A 16,960-nucleotide genomic window follows, 5' to 3' on the forward strand; every position below is an offset into this window, starting at 1 on the left:
TTCACTGCTCAAGGTGGCTGTCCCAGATGGACGATCAGAATAAGAACCTCATCCTCGCAACCGCGCTCAGCTTTCTGGTGATCCTGGTCTGGTTCGTCCTGTTCCCCCCGCCGGAGCCCAGCACAGTGACCGAGGATGCCGAAATCGCGGCAATAGGTGAGGCCGAGATTCAAACGCCCAGCGCAACCGCAAGTGGAACCGTGGGCGAAGCTACCGCCGCCGCCGAAGAAACGCTACCCGAAGAACAGGCCCCGCGCGTGGAAATCGACACGCCCCGCCTGAAAGGCAGCCTGTCACTGTCGGGCGGACGTATCGATGAGCTGTTCCTGAAAGATTACAAGGTCTCGATCGAAGAAGACGCACCGATTGTTGAACTGCTATCACCGGTTGGATCAAACTCTGCCTATTACGCCCTTTACGGCTGGGCACCCGGTACGGGCGTTTCGGGCGAAGACGTCCCCGGCCCCAACACGCTGTGGGCTCTGGAACAGGGTGAAACCCTGAGCCCGGACAGCCCCGTGACGCTCGCGTGGGAGAACGGCAATGGGTTGACCTTCCGCCGCACCATCTCGGTCGATGACAACTACATGTTCTCGGTGACCCAATCCGTTGAAAACGCCACCGCATCCGAGGTCAGCATGGCCCCTTATGGCATTCTGGCGCGTCACGGCATTGGCGAGGATGGCGATCTGCCTGGCTTGAAAAACTTCTTTATCCTGCATGAAGGGGCCATGGTCATGGCCGATGGCGTGCTGGATGAGATCGACTACGGCGATGTGCGTGATTTCGACATCGACCCGAACGAGCGCGCGCAGGCCGAAGTCTTTCAGGTGAAAGAGGGTGGCTGGGTTGGTTTCACAGATCACTATTGGATGACAACCCTGATCCCTGCCGAAGGCGCGACGTTCAAGGCCGCCGCAAAATACGACGCTCGGCGCAAAATCTACCAAACCGAGACAGTGCTGCCGACCATCACAGTCGCCTCAGGCGCGACCGAACAGACCACGACGCGGCTGTTTGCTGGCGCGAAAGAGTGGGAAACCATTCGCGAATACCAAGCCGAAGGCGTGCAGAAATTCATCGAAAGCATCGATTGGGGTTGGTTTGCTTTCCTGACCAAACCAATCTTCTGGTTGCTGCACAACATCAACGCGCAGATCGGCAACATGGGCTGGTCGATTATCGGCCTGACGCTGATCATCAAGGCCATCCTGTTCCCACTGGCGTTCAAATCCTATGTCTCGATGGCCAAGATGAAGGAATTGCAGCCGCAGATGGAGGCCCTGAAAGAGGCCGCTGGCGATGACCGCCAGAAGATGCAGCAGGGCATGATGGAACTGTACAAGAAGGAAAAGGTGAACCCGGCTGCGGGCTGTCTGCCGATCCTGATGCAGATCCCGATCTTCTTCTCGCTGTACAAGGTGATCTTTGTCACCATCGAACTGCGCCAAGCCCCATGGTTTGGCCCGTTCCAAGACCTCAGCGCGCCGGACCCGACCTCGATCTACAATTTCTTCGGCTTGCTGCCTTGGGCCGCACCTGCGCCCGAGACCTTCCTGGCACTGATCTTCATCGGCATCCTGCCCTTGCTGTTGGGTATCTCGATGTGGATGCAGCAGAAGCTGAACCCGGCACCAACCGACCCGACGCAGGCGATGATCTTTGCCTGGATGCCCTGGGTCTTCATGTTCATGCTGGGCGGGTTTGCCAGCGGTCTGGTCGTCTACTGGATTGCGAACAACACCATCACCTTCACGCAGCAATATCTGATCATGCGCAGCCAGGGATATTCACCGGATGTGTTCGGCAATATCAAATCGGGCTTCAAGCGCACACCAAAGACGGATGACAAATGAACGGCACCGTAACCTGCATATGGCGACACCCCATCAAAAGCCATGGGCGGGAGAGCCTGAGTGACGTGACATTGATCCCCGGGCAGACCATGCCCGGGGATCGCGTTTGGGCGGTCGCGCATGAGGCTTCGAAAGCTGATGGATCAAAATGGGTACCCTGCGCCAATTTCAGCCGCGGATCCAAAGCGCCCAACTTGATGGCGATATCGGCACGTCTTGAGGGGGATACCCTCACCCTCAGCCATCCCGACAGGCCCGATCTGCGCTTTGATCCGGAGAATGAACAGGACGTGTTTCTGGACTGGGTGAAGCCTTTGATGCCTGCCGACCGAGCCGCTTCGGCACGGATCATTCGTGTGCCCGGTCGCGGCATGACAGACAGTGACTTCCCGTCGATCAGCCTGTGCAACATGGCCTCGCACCGTGCGGTTGCGCAGAAGCTGGGTCAGGATTTGTCTATCGCGCGCTGGCGCGGCAATATCTGGTTCGATGGTCTGCCCCTGTGGGAAGAATTCGACTGGCTGGGCAAGGACGTTCAGATCGGCGAGGCTGTCTTGCATGTGCGCGAACGGATTGTGCGTTGTATGGCAACCACAGCCAACCCTGAAACCGGTGTACGGGATGCAGACACGCTGGGCGCATTGAACAGCTGGGATCATCAAGATTTCGGTGTTTATGCCGAGGTGGTCAAAGGCGGCAAGATCAGCCTGGACGACAAGGTGCAGGTGCTATGACCACCCTGCCCTTCCCACTGGCTGATGACCCAGATGAGATTTCGCTGGAACGTGGGCGCAAGCTGTTTGCAGGCCCGTCGGAATTCATCAAAGGGGTCGTGGCCATGAACGGCCTGCCTGCCCCGGACAGGCTGGAGGTTTGCTTTGCCGGGCGATCCAATGTCGGTAAATCCAGCCTGATCAATGCGCTGACCGGAACCAAAGGTCTGGCGCGTGCCTCAAACACCCCCGGCCGCACGCAAGAGATCAACTTTTTCACCCAAGGCCCCGAACGGTATCTGGTCGACCTTCCCGGTTACGGCTACGCAAACGCGCCGGTCAAAGTGGTTGAGAAATGGCAGCGGCTGCTCAAGCAGTACCTGAGCGGGCGGCAAACCCTGCGTCGGGCCTTTGTTCTGATCGATTCACGCCACGGCGTAAAACCTGTAGATGATGAGATCATGAAACTGCTGGACACCAGCGCAGTGACCTTTCAATGCGTAATGACCAAGGCCGATAAGGTCAAAGCAAATGACCGGGCAAAAGTGCTGGACCAAGTCCGCGCGGCCCTGTCGAAACATCCTGCAGCCTACCCGGAGATCGTGCTGACCTCGTCCGAAAAGGGTGACGGTATCCCGATACTCCGATCCATCATTGCGCATCTCGAATGACCCTGATCCTGCGTTCCATAAGCGTTCTGACCCTGCTTGCACTGCTGACCACCGGTGCCATCCCGCAGGGTTGGATGCCTACGCAGGGCAATGACGGCAAAATCCTGCTGGTGCTCTGCACCGGCGAAGGCACGGTCGCGCAATGGGTCGATCTGGACGCGGATGAGCCACTCCATGACGATGAAGACACCCGGATCATGTGCCCCTTCGCGGGACTGACAGCCGATGCTGATTTCTCTGGGTTCTCGGTCATACTTCCCGCGGATTTCCATATCCAATCCCGTTGGGATCAGTCCGACTTTAGCCATCGCAGCGCGGGTTTCTACACGCGCTATGACGCCCGCGGACCGCCCCAAATCTCCTAAAACAGCAAACACCTACTAAACCTGCATGTTGCCCATGCAGGGTATGTCTGCATATGGAGATTCTCTAATGGCGATGGATAGCCAAAATCCGGGTACACCCCCCCCGGCGCAGAATAGTGCTGCGCAAAAATTCTACTTTGCCGCCTGGCGGTGGCACTTCTACGCAGGGATTTTCGTGATCCCGTTCCTCATCATATTGGCCGTGACCGGCTTGATGATGATGTTCATCACCCAGTTCGATGGGCGTGATGGCGAAAAAATCGGCGTTACGGTTGACGGTGACGCCTTGTCCGTTTCGCAACAGGCTCAGATCGCTCTGCACCAAGTACCCGGTCAGGTCGTGGAATGGATCGGTCCCAAGGCCGAAGATCTGGCCACTGTGTTCCGCGTTAAAACCGAGGCCGGGAATCGTATGGTCGCCGTCGACCCCTACGCTGGTCAGGTGATCGAGATCTGGGATCGGCGTGCGGGTTGGTACGATCTGGCGGACAACATCCACTCGACCCTTTTGATCGGCACCACGGGTGACCGTATCCTGGAAATTGCTGCGGGTCTGAGTTTGGTTCTGGTCTTTACCGGCCTCTATTTGTGGTGGCCCCGTGGTAATGCGCTAGCCGCGTTCATCCCAAACCTGAAGGCGCGCGGCCGTGCGCTGTGGAAATCGCTACATGCCGTTGTCGGCTTCTGGATGTCGCTGCTGCTGATCGTTTTCCTGATCTCTGGCCTGTCCTGGGCCGGGGTCTGGGGCGGCATGATTGTCCAACCCTGGAGCAGTTTCCCCGCCGAGAAATGGGACAACGTTCCGCTGTCAGACGAAACCCACGCCAGCATGAACCATGGGCACCAGAACGATGTCCCTTGGGTGTTAGAACAGACACCAATGCCTGCCTCGGGTTCGGATGTGGGGATCACTGGCGTGCCCGAGGGTGCAAGCGTCGATATCGACGCATTGGTCGAACTCGGCACTGCTCTGGGCATGGCCGGACGGTTCCGTGTGGCCTATCCCAGCGGGGAAGCGGGGGTTTGGACCTTGAACCGCGACAGCATGAGCAGCGACTCGACCGATCCGGTGCACGATCGAACCGTGCATGTGGATCAGTACACAGGCAAAATCCTGGCCGATGTGCGATATGCGGATTATTCGCTGATGGGCAAGGCCATGGCTGTTGGAATCCCACTGCATATGGGGCTGATGGGCATGTGGAACTTTGTCCTGAACCTGATGTTCTGTCTGTCGGTGATCTTTGTCTGCGTCTCGGGCGTAGTGATGTGGGTCAAACGGCGACCGCAAAAGGCCGGGCGTCTGGCGGCACCTCCGATGCCAGCAGAACTGCCCCTTTGGAAAGGTGCGGTTCTGATCGGGTTGTTCACGGCCATGGCTTTCCCACTGGTGGGTTTGACCTTGCTGGTTGTTCTCGCCTTTGACCTGCTCATCCTCAGCAACATTCCCGCGATGAAACGCGCGATGAGCTGACCTGAACAGAGGCCGCGCCAATCCGGCGCGGCCTCAGATTTCAGCAATTGCCCGGTATGGTCTTGGCAGTCCGGTCCAAACGCCCTAACAGGGTGGATCAGAGGACTGACAGCCATGAAGACACGAGACATGAACCGGGACTGGATCGCCACTGCTGCAACCCTGAACAGCGCCTTGCCGTATCTGCAGCGCTATGACGGCGCCATCGTCGTCATCAAGTTGGGCGGGCACGCTATGGGCAGTGACGAGGCGATGGACAGCTTTGCCCGAGACGTGGTTCTGATGCGTCAGGTCGGTGTGAACCCGGTCGTCGTGCATGGCGGCGGGCCAATGATCAACGCGATGCTGGAACAGTTGGATATCCAATCGGACTTCGTGAACGGCAAACGCGTTACGGACAAAGCCACCGTTGAGGTGGTTGAGATGGTCCTGTCCGGCCTGGTCAACAAACGCATCGTGCAGGCGATCAACCGTCAGGGCGGCACCGCAGTGGGCCTGTCTGGCAAGGACGCCAATCTGATGACCTGCGAGCAGACAGATGCTTCTCTGGGATATGTCGGTACGCCGTCCGAGATGAACCCGAAGGTCCTGCATGACCTATTCTCGCACGATGTGATCCCAGTCATCGCGCCGCTGGGCGCTGGTACGGACGGAGAGACATTCAACGTCAATGGCGACACAGCTGCCGGGGCCATCGCCTCGGCCCTGAAAGCGGATCGCCTGTTGCTGCTGACAGACGTGTCTGGCGTTAAAAACGCGGCCGGAGACGTGGTGACCGAGCTGAAGGCAGGGCAAATCCGCGAAATGACCCGCGAAGGCACGATCGCAGGTGGTATGATCCCCAAAACCGAAACGGCGCTAGACGCTTTGCACAGCGGCGTTCGTGCGGTGGTCATTCTGGACGGGCGCGCGCCCAATGCGGTGCTGCTCGAGCTGTTCACCGAACACGGCGCCGGGTCTTTGATCCGGCCTGATTGATCTGAGCGCGGAGGCGATATGACAGACCAGGCAGACTCCGCAGAGATCACATATGAACGCGTTGAACAGGCGGCGCAGCAGGTCGGCCTGATTGTCATGGGCGCGCTGCATCCGCACCTGACCGACGCTAAGCAGCTTGAAGGCGGAACGTTGATCTTGCTGGGTGCAGGGCCGCAATTTTGGCTCACGCTCAAAGCGGCGCCTGAGTGGCAAGGTCTCGATCCGGTAGACAATTGGTCTTTGCGCGTTGTCGGACAGTTGGCGCAACAGATGCAGGCACAGGCACATTTTCCATTCGGTGGCCCACCCTATGCTCCTTTCATCGATTGGGCGCTTAAATCCGGGCGAACCTTCGGTAGCCCTGTTGGCGCCTTGGTTCATGACACTATGGGCATGATGATCTCATTTCGGGGCGCGCTGCATTTTGTGCAGGAGTTTGAAATCCCCAAAGCCGAAGGGGCATCTCCTTGCACCACCTGCCCCGCGCCTTGCACACGAACTTGCCCGGTGGGGGCCTTGAACGATCAAAGTTTTTATAATGTGGATGCCTGCCACCGGCACCTTTCCACGCCCGAAGGCCAGACCTGTATGACAGGTGGATGTCTTGCGCGGTTGGCCTGCCCGGTCAGCGCATGCTCTGGGCGCGACCCGGAACAATCCGCCCATCATATGAGGGCATTTCACCCGTCATGACCTGCACCTTGATCCTGACCCGCCATGCAAAATCCAGCTGGGATAGCCCCATGCTGCCAGATCACGACCGGCCCTTGAACAAGCGCGGGTGCAAATCCGCACCGGCGGTCGCCGAATGGCTGCGCAGCAATGGCTGGCTGCCGGATGAGGTGCTCTGTTCCACCGCAGCCCGTACGCGTGAAACCTGGGATCGGATGGGGCTGCAAGCCGAGAAGGTGCGTTTCCTGCGCACGCTCTATCACGCGAGCCCGGAGGATATGCTAGACGTGCTATCCGGGGCCACCGAGCCCACCGTTCTGATGCTGGGGCACAATCCCGGCATTGCAGACTTCGCCAACCGTATTGTTCGCCAGCCACCGGATCACCCGCGATTCTACGACTACCCAACCTGTGCGACGACTGTGATCCGCTTTGAAAGCGATGACTGGGCGCAAGTGAATTGGAACAGCGGGTTGGTTCTGGGCTTTACGATCCCGCGCGAGCTTCTGGCATGAAAAAAGGCGGGGCTAAACCCCGCCTTTTCTGTTCGTTTCTCCGGGATCAGTGCCCCAGAATCTGGCTCAGGAACAGCTTGGTCCGTTCGCTTTGTGGATTGTTGAAGAACTCTTCCGGTTCGTTCTGTTCCACGATCTGCCCCGCATCCATAAAGATCACGCGGTTGGCAACCTGACGGGCAAAACCCATCTCGTGGGTCACACAGAGCATGGTCATTCCTTCCTCGGCCAGCTCGATCATGGTGTCGAGCACCTCTTTGATCATTTCAGGGTCCAGCGCCGATGTCGGTTCGTCGAACAACATGATCCGGGGCATCATGCACAGGCTTCGTGCAATCGCCACACGCTGCTGCTGACCCCCGGACAGCTGACCGGGATACTTATCCGCCTGTTCAGGGATTTTCACCTTTTCCAGGAAGTGCATCGCGCGCTCTTCCGCCTCTTTCTTGGGCGTCTTGCGCACCCAGATCGGGGCCAGCGTGCAGTTTTCCAAAATGGTCAGATGCGGGAACAGGTTGAAGTGCTGGAATACCATGCCAACTTCGGACCGGATCTTGTCGATGTTCTTGAGGTCATTCGACAACTCGATCCCATCTACAACAATTGTGCCCTGCTGGTGTTCCTCCAGCGCGTTCAGGCAGCGGATCAGGGTGGATTTGCCCGAGCCTGATGGGCCCGCGATAACAATCCGCTCGCCTTGATTGACGGTCAGATTGATGTCGCGCAGCACGTGAAAGGACCCGTACCACTTGTTCATCTGGTTGATTTCGATGGCGACCTCGTCGCTCACCTGCATTTTGGAGCGGTCGATTTCGCGTTCTATTGCAAGTTCAGACATGTGTTGAACTCCTTAACGATGATCTGTGGCAAGGCGACGCTCGAGCCACTGAGAATATTGAGAAATGCCGTAACAGACGACGAAGAACAGAAGCGCGGCAAAGCCCAGAAGCTCCCAATAGACGCCGTTCCATTCGGTCGACGCCAGGATAGGACCCCGGATCATGCCCACCAGATCGAACATCGAGATGACCGAAACCAGCGTAGTATCCTTGAACAGGCCAACGGCCACGTTCACGATACCAGGGATCGAGATCTTCAGAGCCTGAGGCAGGATGATCAGACGCATCGCCTGAGGGTAATCCAAGCCCAAACTGTCCGCTGCCTCGTACTGTCCACGTGGAAGCGCTGCCAGACCGCCGCGGATCACCTCGGCGATATAGGCGGCTGAGAACATGGTGATCATGATCACAACGCGCAGGAACAGGTCGACCGTGCTGTCAGGCGGGAAGAAATAGGCCAGCATCACCGAAGCCACAAACAGTAGCGTGATCAGAGGCACGCCACGGATGAATTCGATGAAGATGACACAGACCCACTTGATCAGCGGCATGTCGGACTGACGGCCCAATGCCAAGGCAATACCCAGAGGCACCGACAGGGACACACAGGTCACGCCCAGCATCATGTTCAGCATGAAGCCGCCCAGATCACGACTGGGCACATAGGGCAGCCAGGCATCCTCTGACGCCCCTTCGGGGATCAGAGCCGCGCCCACGTTCCAGACGACCAACGCGACAACGATGGCGCCAAAGAAGCCGGCGGCAAAGCTGTTCTTGCCGAACTTCTGAAACACGGCACCAGCAGCTACACAGCCCACCAGAGCCACCAACGGCGCCAGGATTGTGCCACCCCAGATCAGCCAGAAGGCAATGAAGGGATAGAGGCCGGTAAAGATCAGCATCTTGCGGGGCAGATCGAAGAACAGCACCGGTGCGAAGGCAACCAGCATCAGCACAAAGGCCAGATTTGGGCGCCAATAGGCTTCCGCAGGGTATTTGAACCCATAGATCAGCTGCGGCCAGCGTTCCGTCAGAACCGCGAAACACGCCCCTGTCTTGCCCGCCAAAATCTCCCGACACTCGGCCAAAGAATTGGCATTCCAGACCCCATTCAGGATCCACGGCAGGGTGTTTTTCAGCAGGATATAGATCAGGATCAGCGACAGAACTGTCAGGACAGTGTTTGCAACACCCGAGAACAAGTTATCCCGCAGCCATTTCACCACACCGGTCTGGTTTGCAGGCGGTGGCGAGGGCGGAATGGTCCCATCAGCCACGAATGCGATCGGATTTGTTGATTGATCGGCCATGGCTCAGCGCTCCTTCAACTTGACGGATGCGTTGTAGATGTTCATCACCATTGAGATCAGCAGCGAGGCTGTCAGGTAGAACAGCATCAGCAGCAGAACACACTCGATCGCGCGACCTGTCTGGTTCAGCGTGATACCACCCAATGTTGCGGTGATATCAGCGTAACCTACGGCAATCGCCAGCGACGAGTTCTTGGTGATGTTGAGGTACTGCGAGATCAGCGGCGGGATAATCACCCGCAAGGCCTGAGGCAGAACCACAAGGTTCATGATCCGACCCGGACGCAGACCCAGCGCCGCTGCGGCCTCGGTCTGACCTTTGTTGATCGCCTGAATACCTGCCCGCACGTTTTCCGCGATGAAGGCACCGGTGTAGATCGACAAGGCAAACCATAGGGCGATCAAGGGGCCGCCAACTTTGATGCCGCCGCTAAAGTTAAAGCCCTTTAGCTCGGGAATGTTCCAGGTCAGGCCCATCAGAACCATCAAAACCACAAGTGGTCCGAACCACACAGCCAGCTTCACAAGTAACGTCTGAGGGCGTTCACCTGTTTGTTCCTGCTTCAAAGCCGCGCGTTTTTCGATCTCACGTGATGCAAACCACGAACCGACAAGGCCCGCGATCACCAGAACCCAGCTTAGCAATGTCGAGCCAAACAGCGCATTTGCGAATTCTGGCCGTGGAACATAGACACCCCGGTTGGTAAAGGCAAACGCGTCAAACAGCATCGTCGACGTTGGATCTTCACCCCGGAAGGCACGTGGCCCCGGCAGCACGGCTGTCATGATGGTGAAAATGATAATGATCCAGATCAGAACCGGAATGTTCCGGAAGATCTCGACATAAACCGCCATCAACTTTGAGACGAGCCAGTTGTTGGACAGGCGCAAAACACCTGCGATCACACCGAAAACCGTGGCAGTGATACAGGCCAGAAATGCAACCAGCAGCGTGTTCAGAATCCCGACTACAGCAGCACGGCCATGCGAGGCCTGGCTGTCATATTCGATCAGTCGCTGGTTGATGTCATATCCGGCGGCATCGCCAAGGAATGTGTATGAGATGTTGAGCCCTGCGGCCCGAAGGTTCTGGATCAGGTTGTTGCCCAGATACCAAATGGATAGCGCAATAGCGATGGCCGCAATCACCTGGAATGTCAGTGATCTGTAGCGGGTATCGTTAATGAGCATCGACAACCGAAAATCAGCTTTCGGTGGGTCAGTCATAGTCGACATATATGGAATCCCCGTAGCTTGCGGACTTTTAACCCCGGCGAGGTATTCCCCGCTCTGTAGCATCCGCAGCAGTTATGAAAGAAAAGGGCGCAGGTTGCCCCGCGCCCTTTCCCGTGGATGTCTTAGCGGAACGGCGGCGAGTACAGCAGGCCGCCTTCGGTCCACTGTGCGTTCAGGCCGCGTGCCAGACCAATCGGGGTTTCTTCACCGATGTTCTTGGCAAACACTTCGCCGTAGTTACCATCCGCTTTGATGGCGCGCATGGCCCACTGAGCGTCCAGGCCCAGCATCTCGCCCAGCGTACCTTCGGTACCCAGCAGGCGGTTCACTTCCGGATTGTCGGTGCCAGCTGCCAGCTCGTCGATATTCGCCGAGGTCACGCCCAGCTCTTCAGCCGAAACCAGCGCGTTCAGGGTCCAGCGGACAACGTCGCCCCACTCGTGATCGCCATGGCGGACCAGTGGGCCCAGCGGCTCTTTCGAGATGATTTCGGGCAGCAGAACGTGGTCACCAGGGTTTTCAAACGTGGCGCGGGTTGCGGCCAGGCCCGAAGCGTCGGTGGTGTAAACGTCACATGCGCCAGCCAGATACTGCTGCTGCGCTTCCGCGTTGGTTTCGATCGGAACCGGCTCGTAGCTGATGTTGTTGGCACGGAAGAAATCGGCCAGGTTCAGCTCGGTTGTGGTGCCAGTCTGGATGCAGACGGTCGCGCCGTCCAGTTCCTTGGCTGAGGTCACGCCCAATGCCTTTGGAACCATGAAGCCCTGACCATCATAGTAGTTCACGCCGGTGAATTCGAATTTCAGGTCAACGTCGCGGCTGAAGGTCCATGTGGTGTTACGGGCCAGCATGTCGATCTCACCCGATGCAAGCGCGGTAAAGCGCGTCTTGCCAGTGGTCGGCACGAACTCGACAGCGCTGGCATCGCCCAGAACTGCGGCTGCAACCGCACGGCACAGCGAGACGTCAAAGCCTTTCCATTCGCCATTCGCATCTGGTGCCGCAAAGCCAACCAGACCGGTGGTCACACCACAGTTCAGAGTACCGCGCGCCTTGACGTCATCGATAGTACCCGCCACTGCAGCGCTTGCGGCCAGACCGGCAACTGTTGCCGCGCCCAAGATTACGGATTTTTTCATTTTTACCTCTTCCTGATTTTCCGCCCCTTTTCGGGACGGCTCTATCCGGCAAAGTGGATGCCGGTAAGGTTACCCCAAAGGTGTCTCCCCTTTAGTGGGCACGAGTTTGGTCGCATTCATAAACAAACGTCAAGTGCCCGATCATGGAAATCGATTTATCACACCCTACGGCAGCGTTAACACGGCCAGTTTTTTAGCCGAGAGCGATCAAAACGATAGATCAAAGAAGGATTTAGCATGCAGAAAGGCCGCTTTCTTGGTCTCGGCTGTGGCGTGGGCCTCGTCATCTTGGCCCCATTGTTCGATCTGCCAGTCTTCGTCCAGGCGCGAAATGCGCCAAATCTGATCCGGTTCGCGCCAATTCAAGGCTGCTGCAAAGCCCAGAATCAACGACCCCGACAGACTCACCAGATCATGGAACGCGGCCAATTGAAACGCATCCATCCCATGAACCCGTTCCCGCAGCCGCGCCAGCGCGTCTTCGGATTGCGGTTTGTGCAAAACCCCCGACACAGGAACCAACCGGGCCGACAGGGTTTCAGCGGCCCAATCCAGGGCCGGGTCCCATTCGACCGCTTGACGGTCTTGCAGCGCCTGAGGATGCGTTGCGCGATAGCAGAGCAGATCGGAATCGCCATAATCGGACAACATGTCTGCAACTTCGCCATGCTGGGCTCGAACCTTGTCGATGGCGGCATTGGCCGAGCGCGTGTAAGGCATGGTGGCGGGATCCACCTCATTCTCTTGCGCGTCCCATTCGGCGGCAACTTCCTTGGCCATCGCCTCTGTGGGCAGGATCAACGCCTGTTTAGCTGGGGTTTTGACCCGGCGACCATCCAACTCGACCGTGTGGCCACCTTCGGTTTTGACCACCGCGCTCCGCGTCCAAAAGCGTTTCGGTTTCCAATCGCTCATATGTCAGTTCCAGATATGGGCCAGCGCGTCAGGCAACTGGTCAAAGGTTTCAATCACGCAGGCAGCTGCGTTCAACGCAGATCGATCATGGTAACCCCAATCGACACCGATCCCGGTCACACCCGCCGCTGCGGCCATATCCATGTCATAGCTGGTATCCCCGATCATCACGGCATTCACGGCCTCAACCCCGGTTTCAGCCAATGCGGTCTGCACCATTGAAGGGTGCGGTTTCGACGGGTGATGATCGGCCACCTGTCGGGTGACGAAGTACCCTTCGAGCCCATGAGCCTCAATCAACGCGTCCAGGCCCCGTTGCGACTTGCCCGTGGCCACGCCCAGCAGGATGTCCGGCACCGCATGCAGGGCCTCGATCGCCGCGCGCGCACCGGGATAAAGCGGTGAGCTTGCCGCCCCAAGGTTCAAGCGATATGCGTGGAAGGCCTGCTTGTAGCCATCGACCAATTGCTCCCGCACCACATCGGACTGATCCGGCGCAAGCTGCGCAATCGCCTGTGGCAGCGACAAGCCCACAATCGACAGGATCGCCTCACGCGACGGGGCTGCGACCGAAGCGGCGTGAAAACTTGTGGTCATGCAATGAACAATGCTGCCCTGACTGTCGACCAGCGTACCATCGACATCGAACAGAACCAGCCGCAAGGGTGAGGTCATTGCAGTTCCTCAAACGGGTCATCCGAGGCCAGGTCCTCGGTCCAGCCGAACGTGTCCCAGCTGTGTTTCATATGCTCGGGCAGAGGCGCTTCGATTGTGATCGGCTTTCGCGTCACTGGATGCTGGAACGACGCGCTGCGGGCGTGCAGATGAAGTTTCTTGCTGATAATCCCGCCCAGCTGCGCGCCCCAGCCATCGCCGAGGTTTTCCTGACCAGATCCGCCGTATTTGCCATCTCCGATGATCGGATGCCCGATCGCCGCCATATGCGCGCGCAGTTGATGGGTCCGACCTGTAATTGGCTCCATCGCCACCCAGGCGGCACGACCTGCTACCCGGTAGAGCGTGGCATAAAGCGTATGGGCACGTTTCGCACCGGGCGTGCTGTCGATGTCACCCATATGGACGGGGATCATCTTCTCACCCTCGCCCTGCTTGCCATGACCTGAAGCTTTGACCAGACCTGTCTTGATCTCACCCAGATAAGGCGTCGGCACGCCAGCGACCAAAGCCCAGTAAATTTTGCGCGTATCACGATGACGGAATGCGGCAGTCAGGCCCTTGGCAGCCTCGCGCGTGCGGGCCATCAGCAAGACACCAGAAGTGTCCTTGTCCAACCGGTGTACCAGACGTGGGTTTTCGTCATAGCCAAAGCGCAAAGCCTCGGAGAGGCTGTCCACATGGCGCGTCTGACCGCTGCCACCCTGGACCGGCAGGCCGTGCGGCTTGTTCAGCGCCAGCACGTGATCGTCGCGGTAGATCACGCAGGATTGGATCATCTTTGCATCTGCATCGGACACACGCCGTTTCACCTCTACCGGTTTGTGATCCGCATCAGGCAAAGGCGGCACGCGCACGACCTGCCCAGCCTCCAGCCGAGTCGAGGCCTTGGCGCGGCTGCCATCCACGCGCAGTTCACCCTTGCGGCACATCTTTTCGATGCGCCCCTGGCTGACATGCGGAAACAGACGGCGCAGCCATCGGTCGACCCGTTGGTCTCCGTCACCCTCTGCGATTGTAATCATCTGAACGCCGCTCATGCTCGTATTCCCATTTCCGGGTTCAGCTGCAGGAACATCTCCGTCGCGCCAGCCAAAGCCTTGTGTAAAAGCGAAATCAACATGGGCGGTCTGTCGCGCGGGTGGGCATGGATGTCAAGTTTCCGCAACACCGGGACTTGTCCAAGCTGACCAACCAACCCAGCTATGATCCATAGATGTTTCACAAAGGGTTTTTGTTTTGACTTTATTATATCACCTGGTTTTCGCCAGTACCCTGGCCGCAACCGTCGCCTCTGCCGGTGAGATCGAGGACTCTCTGCAAACAGCCTTTGACGCCGGAAAGCTGACCGGCCTGCACGGCGTGCTGGTTCAGCAGCGCGGGGGCACACTGGCAGAGATCTACTTTTCCGGCGTAGATGAACGTTGGGGCAGCCCGTTGGGCAAACGTGACTTCGGGCCGGAGGAATTGCATGATCTGCGGTCCGTGAGCAAAAGCATCGTCAGCCTGTTATACGGCATCGCGCTGGATCAGGGCCTGGTTCCACCGCCCGATGCGCCCCTTCTGGCGCAATTCCCTGAACATGCCGATCTGGGCAGCCCGGAACGCGACGCCATCACCATCCGGGACGTGCTGACCATGCGGATGGGACAGGAGTGGAATGAGAGCCTGCCCTACAGCGACCCCAGAAACTCGGAGATCGCGATGGAACGTTCAGACGACCGGATACGCTATGTCCTATCACGCCCCGTGGTCGCACCCCCCGGCACACAATGGACTTATTCCGGCGGCAGTACAGCCCTTTTGGGCGCATTGATCGCACGCGGCAGCGGTATGGATTTCGTTCAATTCGCAGAGGCCAACCTGTTTACGCCGCTTGGCATCACACAGGTGGATTGGGTGCGCCGCTTTGATGGCACGCCCTCGGCGGCCTCGGGCCTGCGACTAAGCGCGCGCGATTTGGCTCGGATCGGCGAGATGCTGATCGATGGCGGGCAGTACAATGGCAAGCAGATTGTGTCCGAAGACTGGCTGACACAAAGCTTCGCTGCCCATGCCGATACGGGTGATCTGCGCTATGGCTATCAATGGTGGCTGGCCCCTCAGGGAAACCCGCCCAACTGGATCGCAGGTTTCGGTAACGGAGGGCAGCGGCTGAACGTCGTGCCGAACGAAGGCATTGTGGTCGTAATTCAGGCCGGAAATTACAATCAGCCAGACGCCTGGAACGTGCCGGTGGCCGTGATAACACAACACATCCTGCCCAATTTGGAACGATAAAGCCCCGCTCAGCTGTTCCGCTGCGCCCGAAGCTTGGCGAAATAATCCAGCCGCTTCTTCAACTCACGCTCGAACCCGCGTTCGACGGGTTGATAGAGCGGTTCTCGCTCCACGCCGTCGGGAAAGTAGTTCTGACCAGAAAACCCATCCTCGGCGTCGTGGTCATAGGCGTAGCCCGCACCATATCCCTGATCCTTCATCAGCGAGGTCGGCGCGTTCAGGATGTGTTTGGGCGGCGGTGTGCTGCCCGTCTTCTTGGCCAATCGCATCGCCGCCTTATAGCCCACATAGGCCCCGTTCGATTTCGGTGCGAGCGCCAGATAGACCAGCGCCTGTGCCAAGGCCAGTTCCCCTTCGGGTGAGCCGAGCCGTTCGTAGGTTTCCCAGGATTGCAGACAAACTGCCTGTGCCTGCGGATCGGCCAGCCCGATATCTTCGACCGCCATCCGGGTGATACGGCGTGCCAAAAAGCGCGGGTCTTCACCCCCGGCCAACATCCGGGCAAACCAGTAAAGTGCGGCATCCGGGTCCGAACCCCGCACGGATTTATGCAGCGCTGAAATCAGGTTGTAGTGCTCATCGCCCGACTTGTCGTATTTCGCCGCCCGGCGCATCAGGCGCGTCGACAGCGCATCCGGGTCCAGCGGCGCATCCACCGTCCAGGCCCCCACCTGTTCGATCAAGTTCAACAGAGCCCGCCCGTCCCCATCTGCCATCTCCTGCAACGCATCCCGCGCGGCGGGAGTCAAAGGCAGCGCTTTGCCAAGTTCCTTTTCCGCGCGCTGTGTCAACCGTTCCAGATCAGCCAGTCCCAGCCGTTCAAGCACCAGCACCTGAGACCGGCTGAGCACGGCAGCATTCAGTTCGAATGAGGGATTCTCGGTCGTTGCCCCAACCAACAGGATCGTGCCGTCTTCCATATGCGGCAGAAACCCGTCCTGTTGGGCCTTGTTGAACCGATGGATCTCATCAACGAACAACAGGGTGCCCTGTCCGTTTTGGCGTCGGATCTTTGCAGACTCAAACACCTTTTTCAGGTCCGGAACACCTGTGAAAATCGCGCTGATCTGGACAAAATGCAGATCGGTTTCCTGCGCCAGCAAGCGGGCAATGGTTGTCTTGCCAACACCAGGTGGCCCCCAGAAGATCAGACTGGACAGGCTGCCAGAGGCCAGCATCACCCCAAGGGGCGCCTCCGGCCCAAGCACCTGTTCCTGACCGATGACCTCGGCCAGTGTCTGCGGCCGCAGCCTGTCTGCAAGCGGACGGTGCTTGGCCGACGCGGGGTCAGGGCCGCCACCGGTATCGAACAGATCACTCAT

Annotated in this window: 17 protein-coding genes; 9 read left to right on the top strand and 8 right to left on the bottom strand. The window is 58.5% G+C overall.

What is annotated here, in order from left to right:
* Positions 1-26 precede the first annotated feature (26 nt).
* The 8 genes from yidC to AC2FFE_RS09425 all read left to right on the top strand — a co-directional run bounded on the left by yidC (position 27) and on the right by AC2FFE_RS09425 (position 7,244).
* Positions 27-1,856 carry a membrane protein insertase YidC gene (gene yidC / locus AC2FFE_RS09390; RefSeq protein ID WP_496819184.1) on the top strand — a complete coding sequence of 610 codons (1,830 nt, stop codon included), beginning with the start codon at positions 27-29 and terminating at the stop codon, positions 1,854-1,856.
* Positions 1,853-2,590 carry an MOSC domain-containing protein gene (locus AC2FFE_RS09395; protein ID WP_496819183.1) on the top strand — a complete coding sequence of 246 codons (738 nt, stop codon included), beginning with the start codon at positions 1,853-1,855 and terminating at the stop codon, positions 2,588-2,590. The genes yidC and AC2FFE_RS09395 overlap by 4 nt, the downstream gene beginning before the upstream one ends.
* The gene (gene yihA / locus AC2FFE_RS09400; protein ID WP_496819182.1) at positions 2,587-3,240 is read left to right on the top strand and encodes a ribosome biogenesis GTP-binding protein YihA/YsxC; all 654 of its coding nucleotides are present in this window, start codon (positions 2,587-2,589) and stop codon (positions 3,238-3,240) included. The genes AC2FFE_RS09395 and yihA overlap by 4 nt, the downstream gene beginning before the upstream one ends.
* On the top strand, positions 3,237-3,605 hold the full coding sequence (locus AC2FFE_RS09405) for a DUF2946 domain-containing protein (protein WP_496819181.1): 369 nt from the start codon (positions 3,237-3,239) through the stop codon (positions 3,603-3,605). Before yihA ends, AC2FFE_RS09405 begins: the two co-directional genes overlap by 4 nt.
* A 67-nt stretch (positions 3,606-3,672) precedes the next feature.
* Entirely contained in the window at positions 3,673-5,079 is a 1,407-nt protein-coding gene (locus AC2FFE_RS09410; RefSeq protein ID WP_496819180.1) for a PepSY-associated TM helix domain-containing protein, read from the top strand.
* Positions 5,080-5,193: 114 nt separating this feature from the next.
* Positions 5,194-6,057, top strand: coding sequence for an acetylglutamate kinase (gene argB / locus AC2FFE_RS09415; protein WP_496819179.1), 864 nt, complete (start codon positions 5,194-5,196; stop codon positions 6,055-6,057).
* 18 nt (positions 6,058-6,075) lie between these two features.
* Positions 6,076-6,750, top strand: coding sequence for a ferredoxin (locus AC2FFE_RS09420; protein WP_496819178.1), 675 nt, complete (start codon positions 6,076-6,078; stop codon positions 6,748-6,750).
* Positions 6,747-7,244 (top strand): SixA phosphatase family protein, encoded by a 498-nt coding sequence (locus tag AC2FFE_RS09425; RefSeq protein WP_496819177.1) that lies wholly within the window; start codon positions 6,747-6,749, stop codon positions 7,242-7,244. The genes AC2FFE_RS09420 and AC2FFE_RS09425 overlap by 4 nt, the downstream gene beginning before the upstream one ends.
* A 46-nt stretch (positions 7,245-7,290) precedes the next feature.
* Here AC2FFE_RS09425 and AC2FFE_RS09430 read toward each other — a convergent pair whose 3' ends face one another.
* The 7 genes from AC2FFE_RS09430 to AC2FFE_RS09460 form a co-directional block, all read right to left on the bottom strand.
* Positions 7,291-8,082, bottom strand: coding sequence for an amino acid ABC transporter ATP-binding protein (locus AC2FFE_RS09430; RefSeq protein ID WP_496819176.1), 792 nt, complete (start codon positions 8,080-8,082; stop codon positions 7,291-7,293).
* A 12-nt stretch (positions 8,083-8,094) separates the two neighbouring features.
* Positions 8,095-9,393: an amino acid ABC transporter permease gene (locus AC2FFE_RS09435; RefSeq protein WP_496819175.1), complete on the bottom strand. Its 1,299-nt coding sequence runs from the start codon at positions 9,391-9,393 to the stop codon at positions 8,095-8,097.
* A 3-nt stretch (positions 9,394-9,396) separates the two neighbouring features.
* Positions 9,397-10,629 (bottom strand): amino acid ABC transporter permease, encoded by a 1,233-nt coding sequence (locus tag AC2FFE_RS09440; protein ID WP_496846489.1) that lies wholly within the window; start codon positions 10,627-10,629, stop codon positions 9,397-9,399.
* Between the two features lie 122 nt (positions 10,630-10,751).
* On the bottom strand, positions 10,752-11,768 hold the full coding sequence (locus tag AC2FFE_RS09445) for an amino acid ABC transporter substrate-binding protein (protein WP_170531599.1): 1,017 nt from the start codon (positions 11,766-11,768) through the stop codon (positions 10,752-10,754).
* Between the two features lie 207 nt (positions 11,769-11,975).
* Positions 11,976-12,683: an ATP12 family chaperone protein gene (locus AC2FFE_RS09450; RefSeq protein ID WP_496846490.1), complete on the bottom strand. Its 708-nt coding sequence runs from the start codon at positions 12,681-12,683 to the stop codon at positions 11,976-11,978.
* A 3-nt stretch (positions 12,684-12,686) separates the two neighbouring features.
* Entirely contained in the window at positions 12,687-13,358 is a 672-nt protein-coding gene (locus AC2FFE_RS09455) for an HAD-IA family hydrolase (protein ID WP_496846491.1), read from the bottom strand.
* Positions 13,355-14,398 (bottom strand): RluA family pseudouridine synthase, encoded by a 1,044-nt coding sequence (locus AC2FFE_RS09460; RefSeq protein WP_496846492.1) that lies wholly within the window; start codon positions 14,396-14,398, stop codon positions 13,355-13,357. Before AC2FFE_RS09460 ends, AC2FFE_RS09455 begins: the two co-directional genes overlap by 4 nt.
* 199 nt (positions 14,399-14,597) lie before the next feature.
* Between AC2FFE_RS09460 and AC2FFE_RS09465 the strand changes: the two genes are divergently transcribed.
* Positions 14,598-15,638: a serine hydrolase domain-containing protein gene (locus AC2FFE_RS09465; RefSeq protein WP_496846493.1), complete on the top strand. Its 1,041-nt coding sequence runs from the start codon at positions 14,598-14,600 to the stop codon at positions 15,636-15,638.
* Positions 15,639-15,646: 8 nt separating this feature from the next.
* Here AC2FFE_RS09465 and AC2FFE_RS09470 read toward each other — a convergent pair whose 3' ends face one another.
* The gene (locus AC2FFE_RS09470; protein ID WP_496846494.1) at positions 15,647-16,960 is read right to left on the bottom strand and encodes a replication-associated recombination protein A; all 1,314 of its coding nucleotides are present in this window, start codon (positions 16,958-16,960) and stop codon (positions 15,647-15,649) included.

It is taken from the genome of Ruegeria sp. YTSA168 (assembly GCF_059610045.1).